This is a genomic window from Micromonospora sp. NPDC023869, assembly GCF_055559695.1.
On the sequence record NZ_JBVHKD010000006.1, the window covers coordinates 55,268 to 75,029 of the forward strand.

General features: G+C 70.6%; 13 protein-coding genes. 4 read left to right on the plus strand and 9 right to left on the minus strand.

Going from position 1 to position 19,762, the window contains the following annotated elements:
• Positions 1-170: 170 nt before the first annotated feature.
• The 3 genes from ACZ31C_RS18290 to ACZ31C_RS18300 all read left to right on the plus strand — a co-directional run bounded on the left by ACZ31C_RS18290 (position 171) and on the right by ACZ31C_RS18300 (position 6,303).
• On the plus strand, positions 171-3,125 hold the full coding sequence (locus ACZ31C_RS18290; RefSeq protein WP_465796294.1) for a family 43 glycosylhydrolase: 2,955 nt from the start codon (positions 171-173) through the stop codon (positions 3,123-3,125).
• A gap of 94 nt (positions 3,126-3,219) precedes the next feature.
• Positions 3,220-5,631, plus strand: a complete 2,412-nt coding sequence (locus tag ACZ31C_RS18295; protein WP_465796295.1) for a carbohydrate binding domain-containing protein — start codon at positions 3,220-3,222, stop codon at positions 5,629-5,631.
• A gap of 39 nt (positions 5,632-5,670) precedes the next feature.
• Complete coding sequence (locus ACZ31C_RS18300) at positions 5,671-6,303, plus strand: hypothetical protein (RefSeq protein ID WP_465796296.1); 633 nt, start codon at positions 5,671-5,673, stop codon at positions 6,301-6,303.
• A gap of 74 nt (positions 6,304-6,377) precedes the next feature.
• Here the strand turns inward: ACZ31C_RS18300 and ACZ31C_RS18305 are convergent, their stop codons facing one another.
• From ACZ31C_RS18305 to ACZ31C_RS18320, 4 genes are all read right to left on the minus strand, one after another.
• Positions 6,378-9,374, minus strand: a complete 2,997-nt coding sequence (locus ACZ31C_RS18305; protein WP_465796297.1) for a glycoside hydrolase family 95 protein — start codon at positions 9,372-9,374, stop codon at positions 6,378-6,380.
• A gap of 392 nt (positions 9,375-9,766) precedes the next feature.
• Positions 9,767-10,360 carry a hypothetical protein gene (locus tag ACZ31C_RS18310; RefSeq protein WP_465796298.1) on the minus strand — a complete coding sequence of 198 codons (594 nt, stop codon included), beginning with the start codon at positions 10,358-10,360 and terminating at the stop codon, positions 9,767-9,769.
• Between the two features lie 232 nt (positions 10,361-10,592).
• A complete protein-coding gene (locus ACZ31C_RS18315; RefSeq protein ID WP_465796299.1) occupies positions 10,593-11,354 on the minus strand; it encodes an SDR family oxidoreductase in 762 nt (253 codons plus the stop codon).
• Positions 11,351-12,376, minus strand: a complete 1,026-nt coding sequence (locus ACZ31C_RS18320; RefSeq protein ID WP_465796300.1) for a zinc-dependent alcohol dehydrogenase — start codon at positions 12,374-12,376, stop codon at positions 11,351-11,353. Before ACZ31C_RS18320 ends, ACZ31C_RS18315 begins: the two co-directional genes overlap by 4 nt.
• Before the next feature lie 224 nt (positions 12,377-12,600).
• Here ACZ31C_RS18320 and ACZ31C_RS18325 point away from each other — a divergent pair, with 224 nt between their 5' ends.
• On the plus strand, positions 12,601-13,296 hold the full coding sequence (locus tag ACZ31C_RS18325; protein WP_131052578.1) for a FadR/GntR family transcriptional regulator: 696 nt from the start codon (positions 12,601-12,603) through the stop codon (positions 13,294-13,296).
• Between the two features lie 16 nt (positions 13,297-13,312).
• Here ACZ31C_RS18325 and ACZ31C_RS18330 read toward each other — a convergent pair whose 3' ends face one another.
• From ACZ31C_RS18330 to ACZ31C_RS18350, 5 genes are all read right to left on the minus strand, one after another.
• Positions 13,313-14,188 (minus strand): amidohydrolase family protein, encoded by an 876-nt coding sequence (locus tag ACZ31C_RS18330; protein ID WP_465796301.1) that lies wholly within the window; start codon positions 14,186-14,188, stop codon positions 13,313-13,315.
• On the minus strand, positions 14,185-15,510 hold the full coding sequence (locus ACZ31C_RS18335; RefSeq protein ID WP_465796302.1) for an enolase C-terminal domain-like protein: 1,326 nt from the start codon (positions 15,508-15,510) through the stop codon (positions 14,185-14,187). Before ACZ31C_RS18335 ends, ACZ31C_RS18330 begins: the two co-directional genes overlap by 4 nt.
• Before the next feature lie 75 nt (positions 15,511-15,585).
• A complete protein-coding gene (locus ACZ31C_RS18340; protein ID WP_396746787.1) occupies positions 15,586-16,623 on the minus strand; it encodes an ABC transporter permease in 1,038 nt (345 codons plus the stop codon).
• Positions 16,616-18,157, minus strand: a complete 1,542-nt coding sequence (locus ACZ31C_RS18345; RefSeq protein ID WP_465796303.1) for a sugar ABC transporter ATP-binding protein — start codon at positions 18,155-18,157, stop codon at positions 16,616-16,618. Before ACZ31C_RS18345 ends, ACZ31C_RS18340 begins: the two co-directional genes overlap by 8 nt.
• On the minus strand, positions 18,154-19,215 hold the full coding sequence (locus tag ACZ31C_RS18350) for a sugar ABC transporter substrate-binding protein (RefSeq protein WP_465796304.1): 1,062 nt from the start codon (positions 19,213-19,215) through the stop codon (positions 18,154-18,156). Before ACZ31C_RS18350 ends, ACZ31C_RS18345 begins: the two co-directional genes overlap by 4 nt.
• Positions 19,216-19,762 lie beyond the last annotated feature (547 nt).

The window sequence follows — 19,762 nt, forward strand, 5'->3', positions numbered from 1 at the left end:
GGAGGCATCGATGACGGTGTTACGCGGACATTTCAGGCGAGTATCGCGGAAACTCTTGACGATCCATGTTAACGCTAACAAGCTAGGGGCCCCGTCACCTCGCTTCTGGAGTTCGTATGCAGGTGTTCGTCGGCTCCCGCACGCCCCGCCTCCGATCCCTCATCAGGCGGATGAACATCGACACCGTCCTCGCCCCGTTCCGGCAGCTCAGCACCTCAGTCGCCCGTCGACGGGCCACCGCCCTCACCGCGACCGCCGCGCTGCTCGGCGCCGGACTGGTCACCACCGGCGGCACCGCACAGGCCGCCGAGCCCTGGTCGCCCCGGTCGTCGTACACCTCGACCGACCGGGGCGACGGCACCTACACGGTGCCGTTGTTCCGAGCCGACGTGCCGGACATCGGCGTCGAGCGGGTACCGGCCGCGGAGAACGCCGAGGGCCGGGACATCTACTACATGATCAGCACCACCATGCACCTGAGCCCGGGCGCACCGATCATGAAGTCGTACGACCTGGTGAACTGGGAGATCGTCAACTACGTCTTCGACCGGGCGAGCATCGGCGACTCGTTCTCGCTGCGCAACGGCCAGAACTCGTACGGCCAGGGTCAGTGGGCGTCGTCGCTGCGCTACCACGACGGCATGTTCTATGTCGCCTTCAACACGAACAACCTCGGCGGCGCCTACATCTATCGCACCGACGACATCGAGAACGGCGCGTGGCAGCGGACGGCCCTCGGTCGGGGCCTCCACGACCCGTCGCTCTTCTTCGACCGGGACGGCACGGCGTACATCTTCTACGGCAACGCGAACATCAGCGCGGTGCGGCTCAACTCCGCGCTGACCGCCATCGTGCAGGACTACCCGAACGTCTTCACCGCGAGCGACTACGCGGGCCAGCCCTTCATCGGTGGCCTCTTCGAGGGCGCCCAGTTCTACTACATCAACGGCTACTACTACGCGGTCATCATCACCTGGCCCTCCGGCCAGGGGCGTCAGGTCGTCATGCTCCGTTCGCCGGAGCTGCTCGGGCGCTACACCTCGGAGGGCGGGGTGAACACCTACGAGGCGCGCGGAGTGCTCAACTCCAACGGCTTCGCGCAGGGCAGCCTCGTGCCGATCGCCCGGGAGGGCGGCAGGACCGACTGGCACGGCATGTTCTTCCGGGACACCTTCCCGATCGGGCGCATCCCGGCGCTGATCCCCGCGACCTGGTCCGAGGACGGCTGGCCGACCTTCGGCAACAACGGCGTGGTGCCGGTCGAGGGCCCCTTCGCCAAGCCGATCGCGCTCAGTCCCGCGCAGGAGCGGTTCGAGCGGCAGAAGTCCATCGTGGTCTCGGACGACTTCGCCAACGACGCGCCGCACAAGGCGTACATGGACGAGGAGTGGACCATCCCGGCGGCGCCGGAGGTCGACGAGTCGCTGCTCGGCGTGCAGTTGCTGGAGAACGCCGGTTTCGAGGCCGGGACGGTGTCGCCCTGGGCCGCGCAGTTCGGCGCGACGCTGGCACTGGACACCGGCGACCCGGCCGCCGGCTCGTCCGCGCTGAAGGTCAGCAACCGCACGGTCAACGGCTCCGGCCCGAACCAGTTCCTCAACGGCAAGATGCAGCACGGCGTGACCTACACCGTGTCGGCGAAGGTCAAGTACACGTCGGGCCCGAGCAGCGTACGGTTCAACCTGGCCGCAGACTGGGGCTCGGGCGTGCAGGTGATGACGTTCGCGAGCGTCCCGGTCGGGCAGTGGACGACCATCACCGGCCAGTACACCGTGCCGGCCACCGCGAACCTGAACAACTTCAAGTTCGCCGTGGAGACGCCGTGGGCCAACCCGCAGCCGCCGTCCTCCAGCGTGGAATACCTGATCGACGACGTCTCGATCGTCGGGCAGCCGCTCACCACCGAGCACCCGACCGAGGCCGAGATCAAGCCCAACGGATCGCGGCTGGACATGGCCTGGGAGTGGAACCACGCGCCGGACAACCGCTACTGGTCGCTGACCGACCGGGAGGGCTGGCTGCGGCTGACCACCGGCAAGGTGGTCACCGGGAACTACGTCTACACCAAGCTCTCCAACCGCGCCGAGCTGGCCTGGTTCGAGGAGGCCCGCAACACGCTGTCGCAGCGGACGTTCGGACCCCGGCAGTCCGCCGAGACCCGGATGGACATCTCCCGGATGGCCGACGGTGACGTCGCGGGCCTGGCCGCCTACAACCGGGGCTTCTCGTACGTGGCGGTCAAGCGTGCCGGCGGGGTCAACACACTCGGCGTGGTCAACCGGGGACAGCCGTTCGCCGTCGACCTGGACCAGGCGACGGTGGAGAACTTCCTCCCCGGCACGACGGTGTCGCTCGGCGACGCCACCGAGGTGCACGTCAAGGCGGACCTCGACTTCGCCTCGCCGACCGGGCAGCTCTGGACGACGTTCTACTACAGCCTGGACGGGGTGGCCTGGACGCAGCTTGGCAACCGCGTGGGTCCGCAGACGCTGGACGGCAGCCTGGCCCACTTCATGGGGCACCGGGTCGGCCTGTTCAACTACGCGACCCAGCAGACCGGTGGTCACGTCGACTTCGACCACTACCTGCTCAGCGACACGCTCACCGCGCAGAACCGGCCGCTGGACACCGGAGAGTTGGACGCCGCCATCGCGTACGCGGCGACGCTCGACGAGTCGGCGTACCCGGCCGACGCCTGGGCGGCCATGCGTGCCACCCTGACCGCCGCCACGGCGGCCCGTGCCGGCACGTTCGGCACCCAGAACCAGATCGACGCACCGGAACGGGCTCTCAGCTTCCAGTTGGCCCGGCTCGGGGTGCTGCGTGACGACACGTTGCCGGTGACCGTGACCGCGCAGACGCGGTGCGTCGGCGGAAAGGCGTACCTGGCGGTGCAGGCCCGCAACGACCACGACGCGCCGGTGGACGTGGTGCTGGAGAGCGCCTACGGCCAGCGGTCGGTCCCGAACGTGGCATCGGGTGCCAACGCGTTCCAGCAGTTCGCCACCCGCACCGCAGCCGTCCCGGCGGGTACGGCGACCGTCCGGGTCACCGGGACGGTCGACGGCAGGGACGTGACCACCGTGCGCACCTCGGCGTACCCGGCCGGCACCTGCGGCGGCTGATCCCGCCCGTCCGATCTGCCCCGGAGCCGGTCCCACGCCGGCTCCGGGGTGCCGATGAACTCCCCTGCCCGTTCCACACCAAGGAGGACATCTCGTGACACCTCGTCCACGAACGGGGGCCCGCCGACGGGTCGCCGCCATCGCGACGGCCGGCGTGATGCTCGCCGGATTCGTCGCGGCGGCACCGGTCCAGGCCGCCGACACGAACCTCGTCGTCAACGGCGGGTTCGAGAACGGCCTGGCGAACTGGTTCGTCAACAACGGCAACGCCACCGACAGCGCGACGCTCTCCCCCACCACCGACGCCTACGCCGGGTCGAGCGCGGTGCGGGTCACCAACCGGGCGACCACCGGATCCGGCCCGATGCAGGACCTCTCCGGCAAGGTCCAGGCCGGGCAGACGTACACCCTGAGCGCCCGGATCAAGTACGAGAACGCGGCCTCGCCCGCGACGAAGCAGTTCTTCGCCACCATGCACTACGGCGGCTCCACCTACACCAACCTGGTCAGCGTGACCGCGAACCGCGGTCAGTGGGCGCACGTCAACGGGCAGTTCACCATCCCGGCGAGCCAGGGTGTCTCGACGGCGCGCCTGTTCTTCGAGACCCCGTGGACGAGCAACCCGGCCGCCGACCCGAACGTGCACCTGATGGACTTCACGCTCGACGACGTGTCGGTGGTCGGCGCCGCGCCGCCTCCGCCGGCGTCGAAGACCATCGAGGTGGTCGGCAAGCTGCCCGGCGAGCACAACCCGTTGATCGGGCACAAGTTCGGTGCCGACGGGTACGGCTTCGTCCACGACGGCCGGGTCTACATGTACATGACCAACGACACCCAGGGGTACGCGCCGAACCCGACCACCGGTGTCTCACCGGGCATCAACTACGGCGACATCAACCAGATCACCGTGATCTCCACGACCGACATGGTCAACTGGACGGACCACGGTGAGATCCAGGTCGCCGGGCCGAACGGCGTGGCGCCGTTCACCAACAACTCCTGGGCGCCCGGCATGGCCAAGAAGGTGGTCGACGGGCAGGAGAAGTTCTTCCTGTACTACGCCAACGGCGGCGGCTCCAGCAACGTCATCACCGGTGCGTCGCCGGTGGGGCCGTGGACCAGCGAGCGCACCAGCACGCTCATCGACGGCCGCACCCCGGGTGCCGAGGCGGTCGCCTGGAAGTTCGACCCCGCTCCCTTCGTGGACGACGACGGAGAGGCGTACCTCTACTTCGGCGGCGGTCCGGCGGCGACCACCATGCCGGCGGCCGAGCGGTTCAACAACCCGAAGAACCTGCGGTCGATCAAGCTCGGTGACGACATGGTGTCGACCGAGGGTTCGGCGGCGGTCGTGGACGCTCCGGTGGCCTTCGAGGCGGCCCAGGTGTTCAAGCGCGAGGGCAAGTACTACCTGTCGTACTCGTCGCACTTCGGCGGCAACGACTTCGGTGGTAACCAGACGCCGCTGCCCGGCTACCCCGGCGGTGGCCAGATCGGCTACATGATCTCCGACGACCCGATGGTCTGGCCGAAGGAGACCTACGCGGGCGTGCTGTTCCCGAACCAGTCGCAGTTCTTCGGCACCGGCACCGGGGGCAACAACCACCAGTCCGCCTTCGAGTACGAGGGCAAGTACTACTTCACCTACCACGGCCCGACGCTGAACAAGCGCATCAACGGCAACACCACCCAGGGCTACCGCAGCCCGCACATCCAGGAACTGAGCTTCAACGCGGACGGCACGATCCGTCAGGTGGTCGGCGACTACGCCGGTGTCGACCAGGTCCGCGACTTCGACCCGTACCGGGTGTTCGAGGCGGAGACCTTCGGCTGGAGCAAGGGCATCGCCACCGCGAAGATCGACGGCGGTTCCGCGCAGTTCGGCGACGCGGCACCCAACCTGGTCGTCCGCGACATCGACAACGGCGACTGGACCGCGCTCTCCTCGGTCGACTTCGGCGCCGGGGCCAAGAGCCTCACCGCCAAGGTCCGGCCGCTGGTGGCCGGCGGGTCGATCCAGCTCCGGCTCGGTGACGTGGCCGCGCCGGTGGTGGCCACCATCCCGGTCGACGGGGCGATCGGCGAGTGGACGGAGCTCAGCACCGCACTCGACGGCGTGAGCGGGGTGCACGACGTCTACTTCACCTACGCGGGGCCGGCGGGTGCCGACCTGTTCGAGATCGACACCTGGGCGTTCGAGGCGGCCACCGCCGAGTTGCCGGTGACGGTCAGCGTGCAGGCGCGGTGCGTCGGCGGCAAGGCATACGTGGCGGTGCAGGCCCGCAACGACCACGACGCGCCGGTGAACATGGTGCTGGAGACCGCGTACGGGCAGCGGTCGGTGTCGGCCGTGGCACCGGGTGCGAGCGCGTTCCAGCAGTTCACCACCCGGACGGCCGCAGTCCCGGCGGGTACGGCGACCGTCCGGGTCACCGGGTCGATCGACGGCACGGACGTGACGACCGTCCGCACTGCCGAACACGCCGCCGCCACCTGCGGTAGCTGAGCATTCCCACTGTCGATCACGAGGAACACGGAGATGCAGATGAGAACAGACAATCGGAAGCGGTTGCTGGCGGCGGGTGCCGCCGGGGCCTTGCTGGTGGGGTCGGTGGCGATGGCCGCGCCGGTGTCGGCTGACCCGGGTGACACCGGTGACGTGACGGTCACCGTGGAGATCGAGGAGTTGGTGGAGCCGGGTGTCCTCGCCATGTCGATCGCGGGTGACTCGGTGGCGTTGACCGAGGACGGGTCGACGTTGCTGGTGCGTCAGTTCGTCGGCGGGTTGCCGACGGTGACGGTGACCGACACGCGTACTGCTGACGAGGTGCCGGAGGGTGCGGCGTGGGCGGTGCTGGGCAGCGCGACGGACTTCACCGGTGGTGCGGGTCAGGAGCCGATCGGTGCGGGGCACCTGGGGTGGAAGCCGCGGTTGGTCGACGGTGGGGACACCGGTCTGGTCAGTGAGGGTGAAGAGGTCGTGACGGTGTTGGACGAGCCGACGCAGCCGGGCAACAACGTGGGTCTGGTCGACCAGGAGTTGCTGGTCTCGACGTTCGACTCGGGTGCGGTCGCGGGTGGGGCGTACTCGGTCGACGCGGACCTGTTCCTGCGGACCCCGGCCGACGTGGCCGCGGGTGAGTACACCTCGACGTTGACCCTGTCCCTGTTCGAGTGATCCGCTGAGGGCGGGGCCGCCGGTCCACGGCGACCCCGCCCTCGTTCCCCGTCGCGCCGCCCCGGACCGGCGCGTCAGGCCGCGATGGCGATCGCGAAGACGTGCATGGTCGGCACGTTGGCCGCCGGGCGGGGGCTGATGTTGGGCAGCTCGACCCGGGCGACCTCCTTGTTCTGCAACGTCACACCGACGAAGTAGACGCAGGCGGCCGTGTTCTGCCGCTGGTTGTTGGGCCGGTTCTGGTACGCCGTGACCACGGCCGCGGTGGCTCCGCTGTGCGGCCCGCCGTACCAGTCCGGAGTGCTCAGCGTGAAGGTCTGGCGGGTGCCGTCGGCGTACACCACCGTGCCGGTGCCGGACACCGCACCGTACGTGCCGGTGGCGAGGAAGCCGAGCGTACGACCGGTGCCGGTGACGCTGATCGCCTGCCCGGAGGCGATGGCGTTGTCCGCACCGCCCGGCGCGACGTTGGGCCAGCGGAAGGTCACACCGTTGCGGCTCAGCGTGGCGCCGGGGGTGACACCGGCCGCGGCCAGGGCCTGCGCGGAGAGCGAGGCGCCGTTGCCGTCGAAGTTGCCGACTCCGGTGTTGGTGTCGTTGGTGGTGCTGACGTTGGTGAAGCTCTGCTCCAGCGTCGGGAGGGCGACGCCCTGCCCGGTGGCCCGGTAGGTGCGGCCGGCCTGCACGGTCACCTCGACCAGGTCGGACTCGATCCGCGTGGTGCGCGCGGGCGTGCCGTCGGCGACGTCCACCACGGTGTACGTGGTGGCGAAGAGCCGGCCGCGCAGCCGTACCGTGCCCGCGCGGTCCGGCCGGACCAGGATCTCGCCGGCCTGGCCGTTGCTCCACGTGATGCCGACGGTGTGTCCGCCCCGGGCGCGCAGCCCGGAGACCCGCCCGTTCGGCCAGGCGGTCGGCAGGGCCGGCAGCACGTGCAGTTCACCGGCGTGGCTCTGGAGCAGCATCTCGGCGACACCCGCGGTGGCACCGAAGTTGCCGTCGATCTGGAACGGCGGGTGCAGGTCGAACATGTTCGGCGCGAGCCGGGCCGGGGTGGCGAGGAAGCGGATCAGGTCGTGGGCACGGTTGCCCTCCTCCATCCGGGCCCAGAAGTTGATCTTCCACGCGAGTGACCAGCCGGTGCCGTCGTCGCCCCGGATCTCCAGGGTGCGCCGGGCCGCCGCGAACAGTTGCGGGGTGCCGCGCCGGGTGATCTGGTTGCTCGGCGCGAGCCCGTACAGGTGTGAGATGTGCCGGTGGGTCCGCTCGGTCTCCACCCAGTCGTAGAGCCACTCCATGATGTTGCCCCGGGAGCCGACCCGGTTCGGGGCCAGCCGGTCCCGGGTCGCGCGGACCTGGGCCCGGAACGTGGCGTCCACGCCGAGGATCTCGCTGGCCCGGGCGCAGCCGTCGAAGAGGTCCCGCAGGATCTGGTTGTCCATGGTCGGACCGGCACACACGCTGGCGTCCGCGTGGTGGCCGATCTCCGGCGAGTTCGACGGGTTGGTGACCAGGTAGCCGAGGGTCGGCTCGGTCACCAACGTGTCGAGGAAGAACTGCGCGGCACCCTTCATCGCCGGATAGTTCGCCCGCAGGAACTCGACGTCGCCGTTGAACAGGTAGTGGTCCCAGATCAGGGTGGCCAGCCACGCGCCGCCGGTCTGCCACATGCCCCAGAACGCGCCGTCCACCACCGAGGTGGCCCGCCAGGCGTCGGTGTTGTGGTGGGTGACCCACCCGCCGGCGCCGTACTGCACCTGGGCGGTGCGGGCGCCGCTGACCGCCAGGTCACGGACCATGTCGAAGACCGGCGCGTGGCACTCCGCCAGGTTCGTGGTGTTAGCCGGCCAGTAGTTCATCGGCAGGTTGGCGTTGATCGTGTACTTGGAGTCCCACGCCGGGGTCAGCGAGTCGTTCCAGATGCCCTGGAGGTTGGCCGGCTGGGTGCCCGGCCGGGACGACGAGATCAGCAGGTACCGACCGTACTGGAACAGCAGCGCGGAGAACTGCGGGTCGTTGACGCTGTTGTGCTGCGCGATCCGTACGTCGGTCGGCTGATCGGCGGCGGCGGTCCGGCCGAGGTCCAGGCTGACCCGGCTGAACAGCGCCTGGTAGTCGGCCACGTGCCGGCTGCGGAGCTGGTCGTAGCTGCTGGCCCGGGCGGCGGTCAGGTGTCGGCGCGCGATGCCCTGGTAGTCGCCGCCGACGTTGCGGTAGGTGACGTAGCTGGAGCCGATCGAGATCAGCAGGGTCACGCTGGTGGCGTTGGTGACCCGCAGCGTGCCGCCGGAACTCGTCACGGTGCCGCCGCTGACGGTGGCGTTGGCCAGGGCGAGGAACCGCACCGCGCCGGTGACGCCCTCCTGGTTGCCGGAGACGCCGTCGAGGGCGATCGTGGTGCCGTCGGGGCTTGTGAGCGTCGTCCGCTGCGGGCTGTCGAAGGTGGCGGTGAAGAAGATCGACCCGCTCCGGTCGGCGGTCAGGCGCATCGCGATGACCTGGTCCGGCGCGCTGGCGAAGACCTCGCGCTGGTAGCGGATGCCGTTCATCACGTAGCTGACCGAGCTGGTCGCGGTGGTCAGGTCGAGCTGCCGCTCGTACTGCGACGCGCCGCCGGAGGTGGGGAAGGTCAGCCGCAGGTTGCCGACGAGCTGGTACGCCAACTGTCCGACCGGGTTGCCGAGCATGTTCTGGTTGATCAGGTTCTGGGCCTGCGTCCACTGGTTGGCGAAGACCAGCCGTCGGATCTCGGCCAGTGCCGCCAGTCCCCGGGTGTTGCTCGGGTCGTGGGGGCCGCCGGCCCAGACGGTGTCCTCGTTGAGTTGCAGCCGTTCGGCGTCGACGTTGCCGAACACCATGGCGCCGAGTCGGCCGTTGCCGATCGGGAGCGCGCGCAGCCAGTCGGTCCCGGCGGACTCGTCGTACCACAGTGCCAGGTCCCCGGCGGCGAGCACCTGGGCTGGTGGGGCGGAGTCCGCGCGGGCCAGGGCGGTCCACGGCAGCGGCAGCAGGGCGCCGCCCGCGCCGGCCGCGCCGATCTTGAGAGCCTGCCGTCGGGTCAGGTCTGACATCGATCCTCCAACCGGTGGCCCGAAGGCCACGCCGGTGCGCGGGAACAGGGTGAAAGCCGATGTGCCGGATCTGCTCGGTGACGTCGGGCGGGCGTGTCGGGCGAAACCCGAGGGCCACGGAGACAGCCAGACATCTGATGTGTTTCGCGAAGGTTACCCGGCGGCGACAAAATAGGCAATGGTCGATGACGACCTGTCGCGCCCGCCGCCAATTCCCTGTGGACCATGACGAAGTGCAGGCAGAACGGGGCGACGAGGCGGCTCGCCAGACTCTCGCGCACGGCCGGTGCGGTCAGCGCGCACACGGATGACGTCCGCCCCACCCACGCCAACCCAAACCAGATACATCATATGTATGGTCGGGCGGCGGGTCGGCGGCGAGGAGACCCGGATCAGCGCCGGGCGGTCGAACCGTCCCAGTGCGTCGCACCCGGCCGGACATCGCCGAGCCGCGCCAGGGCCGCGCTGCGGTCCACGGCGGACTCGGCGAGGGCGAGCCGCCGCACGTGCTCGGCGACCCGGTCGGGGAACCGGTAACGACTGCCACACCGGACGACCAACCGACGGTCGCGCAACTCCCCCAGACCTCGCCGGACCTGCACGAGGGTCAGGTTGCACAGCGCCGCCGCCGCGTCGGCGTCGAAGTCCGGGCCCGGATACAGGCCGAGGTACCGGACCAGCCGCTGCCCACTGGCCGGCAGATCGCGGTAGGCCAGGTCGAAGGCGGCGAGCAGGCACGCCGCGGGGTCGACGCCGACCGACCCACCCACCAGGTCGAGGGTGGAGACGGGCACGGTGGCCCCTCCACTCCGCTGGTCGACAGCCGACTCCGGCCCGCAGGCCTCGTCGATCACCGTGGTCAGCAGGCGCTCCATCCGGTCGGCGCGGTCCACCACCTCGGCGGTGTCGGACGGTCGGGCCGGGCTTGCCGACGGGTGCCGGTCGGTGCGGGCGCCGACGGACGCGGTGGTGGCAGGTAGTCGCATGACAGGCCTCCCTTCCTCAGACGTCAGGTGGCGTGGCGGCGGACGCCCGCCGTCCCGCGCGCGGACCCGGTGGGCGTCGCGGGACCGGCTCGGCCGGCCGGGACGGTGGACGCCGAGCACCCGGGTGAGCACGTCGCGAGTGAGCGGAAGCCTGCACTCCTGACGGCAAAAGGTAGTCTGTGAGCGATAACATAGCAAGGTGTAGATGTTCTTGAGATGAGGTCGACGCACGTCACCGGGCCAGCCAGCCACCGTCGACCGGGATGACGGCGCCGTGCACGTACGCGGCCGCGTCGGAGGCCAGGAAGACGGTGACTCCGGCGAGGTCGTCGGGGTGCCCCCACCGCCCGGCCGGGATCCGCTCCAGGATCGCCCGGTTGCGTTCCGGCTGGTCCCGCAGCGCCCGGGTGTTGTCCGTGCCGATGTAGCCCGGCGCGATCGCGTTGACATTGACCCCGTGCGGTGCCCACTCGTTGGCCAGCGCGCGGGTCAGTCCGGCGATCCCCGACTTCGCGGCGGCGTAGCCGGGCACGGTCACGCCGCCCTGGAAACTGAGCATCGACGCGGTGAATATGATCTTGCCGCTGCCGCGCCGGATCATGTCCCGGCCCACCTCGCGGGCGAGGACGAAGGGCGCCGACAGGTCGACCTCCAGCACGTGGTCCCAGTCCGCGTCGGAATGCTCGGCAGCCGGCGCACGACGGATCGTGCCGGCGTTGTTGACCAGGATGTCGACGGGCCGGTCGTACGAGACGAGCCAGTCGCCGAGCGCCCGGACGGCGGCCCGGTCGGACAGGTCCGCCCGGTACGACACGAACCCGCGCCCGTGCGCCGCCACCCGGTCGGCCACCTCACTGCCGGTCTCCTCCAGCGACGCGCTCACCCCGATCACATCGGCGCCGGCCGCCGCCAGGGCCTCCGCCATCGCCAGCCCGATGCCGCGTCGCGCGCCGGTCACCACGGCCAACCGGCCGCTCAGGTCGAACAGGTTCACGCGTCTCCTCCACAGTCCACGAGTACCTTGACGTCACCACCGGCGGCGAGCGCCTCGAAGGCCCGCGCCACGTCGGCCAGCGGCACGATCCGCGAGACGAGCCGGTCGGCGGGCACCTGACCGGTGTGTACCAGGCGGACCGCCTCGGCGTAGTCAGTGCGGTCGTAGACCCGTACCCCGATCACCTCCAGCTCGCGCCAGAAGATCCGGTGCAGGTCCACCTCGCGGGGGGTGGGGTGGATGGCGACCACGACGAGCCGTCCCCGGACCGCGAGCAGGTCGGTCGCGGTGCGGACGCCGGCGGCCGAGCCGGAGACCTCGAACACCACGTCGACGCCGGCCCCGGCGGTCGCCTCCTGGACGTGCCGCGCGACGTCGACCGTCGCCGGGTCGACGGCGGTGAGGCCGAGGTCGGTGGCGAGTTCCCGGCGGCGCGGGTCGAGTTCGAGCACGGTCACCGCGGCACCGGTGGCCTGGGCGACCGTGGCGATGAGCAGGCCCACCGGTCCGGCGCCGACGACGACCGCGTGTTCGCCGGCGACCAGCCGGGAGCGGCGCACGTCGTGCACCGCCACCGCGGTCGGCTCGACGAGCGCGGCGTGGACCAGCGACAGGTCCGCCGGCAGCGGCACCAGGAGCCGCGCGGGTACGGTCCACGACCGTTGCATCGCGCCGGGCGAGTCGATGCCGACGAAGTCGAGCCGATGGCAGATGTGCGTGTGTCCGGCACGGCAGGCCGGACACTCACCGCACCAGTCCAGCGGCATCACGGTGACCGGGTCCCCCACCCGGAATCCCTCGACGCCCGCGCCGACCTCGGCCACCCGGCCCGACATCTCGTGCCCGATCACCGCCGGTACGCGCACCCGCTGGTCCATCGCCCCGTGCGCGATGTGCAGGTCCGTGCCGCAGATCCCGGTGTACGCGACGTCGAGGCGTACCTGGCCGGGGCCGGGCGGCACCACTGCGGCCTCCTCGACGACGAAGGTCTGCTCGCCGACGTACTGCGCACTGCGGTTCACGCCGCCTCCTGTAGGTCTTTCCGGTGGGCTGTCGTTCTCCCGCCGGCCGCTCGGCCGGACCGACCGAGCACCGGTCCCGGCGGTTCCCCGCTGAGACGCCGAGGGTGCCGCGAGGGCACCAAACGTCCGATGTATCTATAGTGGTGAGGGCTGCCGCTGCCTGCCGCAGGCGGTGGTGGGCCCATGTCGACGCCGCATGGCGGGCCGGTCCGAAGGGGGCGTGGATGGCACTGACCGACGACGCGATCGCCAGGATCCGCAGCATGATCCAGAGTGGTGAGCTGCCGCCGGGCGCACGGCTGCCACCGGAGCCGCAACTGGCCGCGCAGATGGGGCTGTCCCGCAGCGGGGTCCGGGAGGCGGTGAAGGTGCTCGAGTCGGCCCGGGTGCTCGACGTGCGTCGCGGCGACGGCACGTACGTCACCAGCCTCGCCCCGCGCCTGCTGCTGGAGGGCCTCGGCGTCGCGGTGGAACTCCTGCGCGACGACACGTTGCTGGAGGTGATGGAGGTCCGCCGGATGCTGGAGCCGGTGGCGACCGGCCTGGCGGCGCTGCGGATGACCGACACCGACCTCGACGAGCTCGCCCGGATCCTGGAGGACATGCGGGCCGCCGCCGACGACGCCGAGAAGCTGATCCAGTTCGACACCGCCTTCCACCACACCGTCATCGCGACCACCGGGAACGAGACCCTCACGTCGCTGCTGGCCGGGCTCTCCAGTCGGACGCTGCGGGCGCGGGTGTGGCGCGGGTTGATCGAGGGCAATGCCGCCCACAAGACGATCGACGAGCACCACGCCATCTATCTCGCGCTGCGGTCGCGCGACCAACTGCTCGCGCAGGCCAGCGCCCTGATGCACGTGAACACCTCCGAGGCGTGGCTGCGTACGGTGCTCGCCGCCAAGGCGGCGGACGCGTGATCCCGGCACGGCCGGGTCACCCGGCCGTGTCGGCGGGTTCGGGCCGCCGGGTCAGTCCGTAGGTCCGCACGGCGGTGCCGGCGAAGACCTCCTGCCGGTCCCGCGCCGACAGCGGCGGCAACGCGGCCTCCAACGCTCGACGGACGCCGGGGTAGTCGGACCTGAGCAGACACACCGGCCAGTCCGAGCCAAACATCAGACGATCCGGGCCGAACTCGGCGATCGCCACCGCGACGAACGGGCTCAGGTCGGCCGGTGACCAGTCCGGCCGGGCCTCGGTGACCAGGCCGGACAGCTTGGCGGTGACGTTCGGGTTGGCGGCCAGCGCGGCGAACGGGTCACGCCAGGCCCGCAGACCCGCCGCTCCCGCGTCGATCCGGGGCTTGCCGAGGTGGTCGAGGACGAACCGGAGCTGCGGCACCGCCCGTGCCGCCCGGACCGCCGCCGGCAACTGGTCGGCCCGGATCACCAGGTCGAACGCGAGCCCGGCATCGGCCACCTCGGCGAGACCCCGCCGCACCTCGGGCCGGTCGAGGTAGTCGGGGTCGGCCTCCCCCTGCACCTGCGGGCGTACCCCGACCAGCAGCTCACCGCCGCGCAGCCGCCGGTAGCCCGCGACGGTTGCGGAGACGTCGCCGGCCGCGATGTCGAGCCAGGCCACCACCCCGAGGATCGGCGGCGTGTCGGCGGCGTGGCCGAGGAACTCGGCCGCCTCGTCGGGGTGGCAGCGACCGCCCTCCACCAGCACGGTGCCGTCCACGCCGGTCGCGGTCAGCTCGCGGGTGAGGTCCGCCGGGGTGAACGGGCGACGGATGGTCGTCAGCGCGGGGTCGTCCAGCCAGTGGTAGCCGTGGTCCGGTTGCCACAGGTGGTGGTGGGCGTCGACGATCATGCGGCCGGGGCTCCCGCCACGACCGGCGCGGTGGTCCACTCCGGGCCGTCGGGGAACCGGTAGTCGGTCAGCGCGGCGGGGACGATCTGGGCGCTCATGCCCGGTACGCGCGGCGCGAGGTAGCGTCCACGCTGCACGCGTACCGGGTCGGCGAAGTGCTCGTGCAGGTGATCGACGTACTCGATGGCCCGGTCGTCGGTGGTGCCGCTGAGCGCCACGAAGTCGAACATGGCCAGGTGTTGCACCAGTTCGCACAGCCCCACGCCACCGGCGTGCGGGCAGACCGGCACCCCGAACTTCGCGGCGAGCAGCAGGATCGCCAGGTTCTCGTTGACCCCGGCGACCCGGCAGGCATCGATCTGCACCACGTCGACGGCATCGGCCTGAAGGAGCTGCTTGAACATCACCGCGTTGTGCATGTGCTCACCGGTGGCCACCTTGACCGGGGCGAGGGCCTTGCGCACGGCGGCGTGCCCGAGCACGTCGTCCGGGGAGGTCGGCTCCTCGATCCAGTACGGGTCGAACGGCGTCAGCTCCCGCATCCACCCGATGGCCTCGGGCACCCCCCAGATCTGGTTGGCGTCGACCGCGATGCGGACGTCCGGTCCGACCGCCCGGCGGGCGATGCCCATCCGGCGTACGTCGTCGGCCAGGTTCCCGCCGACCTTGAGCTTGATCAGCCGGTACCCGTCGTCGACCGCCTCCCGGCAGAGCCGGGCGAGCTTCTCGTCGTCGTAGCCCAGCCAGCCCGGGGTGGTGGTGTAGGCGGGGTAGCCCTCGGCCAGCAGACGCTGCTCCCGCGAGGCCCGCCCACCCTCGGCGGCACGCAGCAGGTCCAGCGCCTCGTCCTCGGTCAGCGCGTCGCGCAGGTAGCGGAAGTCGACCTGCGCGACGATCTGCTCCGGGGTGAGGTCGGCGAGCAGCTTCCACAGCGGCTTGCCCGCCCGGCGGGCGGCGAGATCCCACACCGCGTTGACCAGCCCGCCGGCCGCCATGTGCACCACCCCCTTCTCCGGGCCGAGCCACCGGATCTGGCTGTCGCCGACGAGCCGACGGGCCAGCGCGCCGGGGTCCGCGAGTACCTCGTCGACCGGCTGACCGACCACCATCGAGGCGAGCGACTGGACGGCCGCCACCTGGATCTCGGTGCCGCGCCCCACGGTGAAGACCAGCCCGTGCCCCTCCGCGCCGGTCGATGTCCGCAGGATCAGGTACGCGGCGGAGTAGTCCGGGAAGGGGTTCATGGCGTCCGACCCGTCGCGGTGCCGGGACGTGGGGAACCGTACGTCGATGGTCTCTACGGACGAGATGCGCTCACTCACCGAAACTCCTGAGGGTCGAACGGCTGGCCGGGTCGGGCCCGGACTCGGGGTCTGTGGTGCGGCGGACCGCCGGCCTCATGTCTGCGCCTTGCCTCCGGTGATGCGGGAGACCACCAGGGCCACCAGGATGACGGTGCCGTTGAGGAAGTTCGTCCACTGTGCGGGCACCCCGGCCAGCGTCAGCACGTTGATGATCATGAACAGCAGCAGGACGCCGGTGAAGGCGCCGAAGACGCTTCCCTTGCCTCCGTTGAGACTGACGCCGCCGATCACCGCCGCCGCGAAGACCTGGAAGATCGCACCGCTGCCCTGCGCCGCCGGGACCGCCGCCAGGCGGCCGCTGATCAGCAGACCGGCGAGCGCGGCGAGGACGCTGGCCACGATGAGGGCGACCCACAGCACCCGGTCGGTGCGGATGCCCGCCGCCCGGGCGGCGTCGGCGTTGCCGCCGATGGCATAGAGCGCCCGGCCGGCTCGGGTGTAGCCGAGGACCACGATGCCGACGGCGACCAACAGCAGCGACACCCAGATCGAGGCCGGCACGCCGACCCACGTCGCGGAACCCAGATAGGTCATCGACTCGGGCAGCGCGAAGAAGGTCTGGCCGCCCGAGATACCGGTGAGCAGGCCGCGCAGGACGATCAGCATGCCCAGCGTGACGATGAAGCCGTTGAGACCGAAGCGGACGATGAGCAGACCGTTGAAGGCCCCGACGAGCGCGCCGACGAGCAGGACCACCGGAACCGCCCAGGCGTCCGGCACCACGTCGAGCCCGAGACCCCGGGTGAGGGCGGGGTCGATGACCAGCCACGCGGCGATGCCGGGCGCCAGGCCGAAGGTGGACTCCAGCGACAGGTCCATCTTGCCGGTGATCAGCACGATGGTCTGGGCGAGCACCACGATGGCGATCTCCGACATGCTCTGCAGCACGTTGATGATGTTGTCGCTGCTGAGGAAGACCGGGTTGACGATCGACCCGACGATGGCGACCGCGATGATCGCCGGCACCAGCGCCAGGTCGCGTAGCCGGGCGACAGCCAGACTCCGCGACGCGGACCGGGACGGTGGTGGTGCGGCCGCTGGCGGTGTGGTGGGAGTCAGCGTCTCAGACATGGTGGAGGTCCACCCCTTCCATGGCGGCTACCAGATCGTTGTCGCGCCAGCCGTACGCCATCTCGCCGACCACCCGGCCCTGGAACAACACCAGCACCCGGTCGCAGATCCGCAGGTCGTCGAGTTCGTCCGAGACCACCAGCACGGTGGTGCCGCGTCGGCGGACCTCGTCGACGACACCGAGCAGCGTCTGCTTGGACCGGACGTCGACACCGGCGGTCGGGGTGATGAGCACCAGCAACTTCGGCGCGCTGGCCAACGCCCGCCCCATCACCACCTTCTGCTGGTTGCCGCCGGACAGATCGGAGACCGGCACCTGCGGCCCGGACGCCTTGATCGCCAGGTCGGCGATGGTGTCGCGAGCCAGCGCGTCACGCCTGGCCGGCGAGATGAGGCCGCGTCGCGCGACCCGGTCCGGCACGGTCATCGTGACGTTCTCCGCGATGGACAGCAGCGGCACCAACCCCTCCCGGTGCCGGTCCTGCGGCACCAGCCCGACCCCGGCGTCGAGGGCGTCCGGCACGCTGCCCGGCCGCAGGGTGCGACCGTCCACCACGACCGTTCCCCCGGCTGGGCGGGCCAGGCCGACGATCGCCTCGGCGACCTCGACCTTCCCGCTGCCGCCGCCGCCCGCGATGCCGACCACCTCGCCCGCCCGGGCCTCGAGCGACAGTCGCGCACCGGAGGCGGTGGCCAGATCACGCACCGAGAGCAGCACCGGCGCGTCGGCCGCGAGCGGGCGGTGATCCGCCTCGGGCATCGTCACGTCCTCACCGGTCATCGCGGCGACCAGCTCCGGCCGACTGAGCTGCGCCACCGGGGCCGTCAGGATGTGCCGCGCGTCGCGGAAGACCGTCACCTGGTCGCAGATCTCGTAGATCTCCTGTAGGTGGTGGCTGATGAACAGGAATGTCACGCCCTGGGCCCGCAGGTCCCGGATCCGGACGAACAGCCGGTTGATGCCCGCGCCGTCGAGCTGGGCGGTCGGTTCGTCGAGGATGATGAACCGGGCACCGAAGGAGAGCGCTCGGGCGATCTCCACGAACTGCCGCTGCTCGACCGAGAGCGACGCGGCGGGCTGACGTACGTCGACCTCGACCGACCACGTCGCGAGCAGTTCCTCGGCCTGCCGGCGCAGCCTCGACCACTGGATCAGACCGGCCGCGCCCCGGGCGTGTCGGTGGAGGAACAGGTTCTCCGCCACGGTGAGGGTGCCGATGATGGTGGACTTCTGGTAGACGCAGGCCACCCGCTTCCGCCACGCGTCGCGGTCACCCAACGGCGGGGCCGGCCGACCGTCGAACGCCACCGCGCCGCCGTCGGCGGCCTGTAGTCCGGTGAGGATGCCGACCAGCGTCGACTTGCCGGCGCCGTTGCGTCCGACCAGAGCGTGCGTCTCGCCGGGCCGGACCACGATGCCCGCGTCGAGCAGGGCCACCGTCGATCCGAACCGCTTGGTGATGTCCACCGCCTCGACGATGGGCCGGGCGTCGCCGGCCGGCCCGTCGGCCGCGCGGTGCGGGGCGGTACTCATGCGGTGTTGCCCCACAGGGAGGCGTCGTCGAACTTGAGCGTCGGCTCACCCGCGATCGGCGCACCGTCCGCCGTCACCAGCGGCGCCGGGAGCTGGTCTTCCAGCAGGCCGTCGCGTACCTGGATGATGGTGCTGCCGTGGTCGGTCGGGCCGGGCTGGAACGTCTTGCCGTCCATCGCCGCCTTCACGTACTCCAGCCCGTACTTGGCGTACAGGTCGGCAGGCTGGCTGACGGTGGCGTCGATCAGACCCTCGCCGATGTTCTTGAGCTCCTCCGGGATGCCGTCGTTGGAGACCACGAAGACGTGCTTCGGGTCGCTCGGCGGCACCTGGAGACCGCGCTGCTTGAGGATCTGCAACGTGCCGGACAGGGCGAACGAGGACTGCATGTAGATGCCCTTGACGTCCGGGTCCGAGGCGAAGCGGGTCTGCAGCTTCGACGCCGCCACGTCGGCCTTCCAGTCGGTGGCCTCGCCGAAGACGGTGATGCCGGGGAAGTCCGTGCGCATGCACTCGTTGAACGCCTCGGTGCGGTCCCGGCCGTTGATCGAGTCCAGGCCGCCCTGGAGCATCACGACCTTGCCCGTGCCGCCGAGCTTGGTGCCGAGGAACTGGCAGGCTTTGATGCCGTACGCGCGGTTGTCGGCGCGGACGACCATGAACACCTTGCCGGTGTCCGGTCGGGTGTCGATGGTGACCACCGGGATGTCCCGACTCTCCAACTGCGTCAGGGTGGGCGCGATGGCGGCGGTGTCCTGCGGTGCCATCACCACACCCTTGACCCCCTGGCTCATGAAGGCCTGGGTGTTCGAGATCAGGTTGGCGATGTCGTTCTGCGAGTTGGTGGTCTTGATCTCGACGCCCAGTTCGTCGGCGAACTGCGGCACGTACCTGATGTAGGAGTTCCAGAAGTCGGTGTCCGAACGCGGGTAGTCGACGCCGACGAGCTGCGCCGAACCGCCCGAGCCGGTGCCGTCGTCGCCGCACCCGGCCACGAGAGTGGCCGAGGCAGCGAGCAGCACGGTCAAGCCCCCGCTCAGCAGAGCCCTACGTTCCATGGTGTGTCCTCCGTATCGGGATGCCGTCGACGGCGCAGACGCCGCGACCACCGGGGCGCGGCGACGGACGTCCGACGGAACAGGTGCGATCAGGCTGCGGTGATGTCCACAGGAGACAGGTGCGATCGTCGCCGCAGGTGTTTCAGGGCGAGCCGGAGGCGATGCCACCGCCGCTGTCCGGCATCGGGCCGTCGGTGGCGTTCGTGATCCGCGGGCGGGTGGCCGGGGCGAGCCGGGGACGGGACATGGGGATCCCTCCAAAACACGGACGGCGTGTGGGTGGTGTCGCTGGCACGGCTTAGACATCAGACGTTATTCGTTTCGGGCGCACAGCGTCAACGCCTAGATCTCCCACGAAGGCCGATTAATCCACAGGGATGCGACGGGGCGTGGCGCGTAAGGTCGCGATACATCACATCAATGCAGCAGCGCTGCGCATGCTCGCTCCCGGGCCGCCGGATCGGCGGGCCGGACCGATGTTGGCGATCACACCACGGTGATCGATCGGTGCCCCGTCAGCACATCGACAACTCTGCGAACGTTAACA

Excerpts from the sequence above, each read along its gene's own strand:
- ACZ31C_RS18305 (WP_465796297.1), bottom strand. The coding sequence starts at position 9,374 with ATGTCAGACCTGACCCGACGGCAGGCTCTCAAGATCGGCGCGGCCGGC.
- ACZ31C_RS18330 (WP_465796301.1), bottom strand. The coding sequence starts at position 14,188 with ATGATCGTCGACGCCCACCACCACCTGTGGCAACCGGACCACGGCTAC.
- ACZ31C_RS18300 (WP_465796296.1), top strand. The coding sequence starts at position 5,671 with ATGAGAACAGACAATCGGAAGCGGTTGCTGGCGGCGGGTGCCGCCGGG.
- ACZ31C_RS18310 (WP_465796298.1), bottom strand. The coding sequence starts at position 10,360 with ATGCGACTACCTGCCACCACCGCGTCCGTCGGCGCCCGCACCGACCGG.
- ACZ31C_RS18340 (WP_396746787.1), bottom strand. The coding sequence starts at position 16,623 with ATGTCTGAGACGCTGACTCCCACCACACCGCCAGCGGCCGCACCACCA.
- ACZ31C_RS18290 (WP_465796294.1), top strand. The coding sequence starts at position 171 with ATGAACATCGACACCGTCCTCGCCCCGTTCCGGCAGCTCAGCACCTCA.
- ACZ31C_RS18350 (WP_465796304.1), bottom strand. The coding sequence starts at position 19,215 with ATGGAACGTAGGGCTCTGCTGAGCGGGGGCTTGACCGTGCTGCTCGCT.
- ACZ31C_RS18325 (WP_131052578.1), top strand. The coding sequence starts at position 12,601 with ATGGCACTGACCGACGACGCGATCGCCAGGATCCGCAGCATGATCCAG.
- ACZ31C_RS18345 (WP_465796303.1), bottom strand. The coding sequence starts at position 18,157 with ATGAGTACCGCCCCGCACCGCGCGGCCGACGGGCCGGCCGGCGACGCC.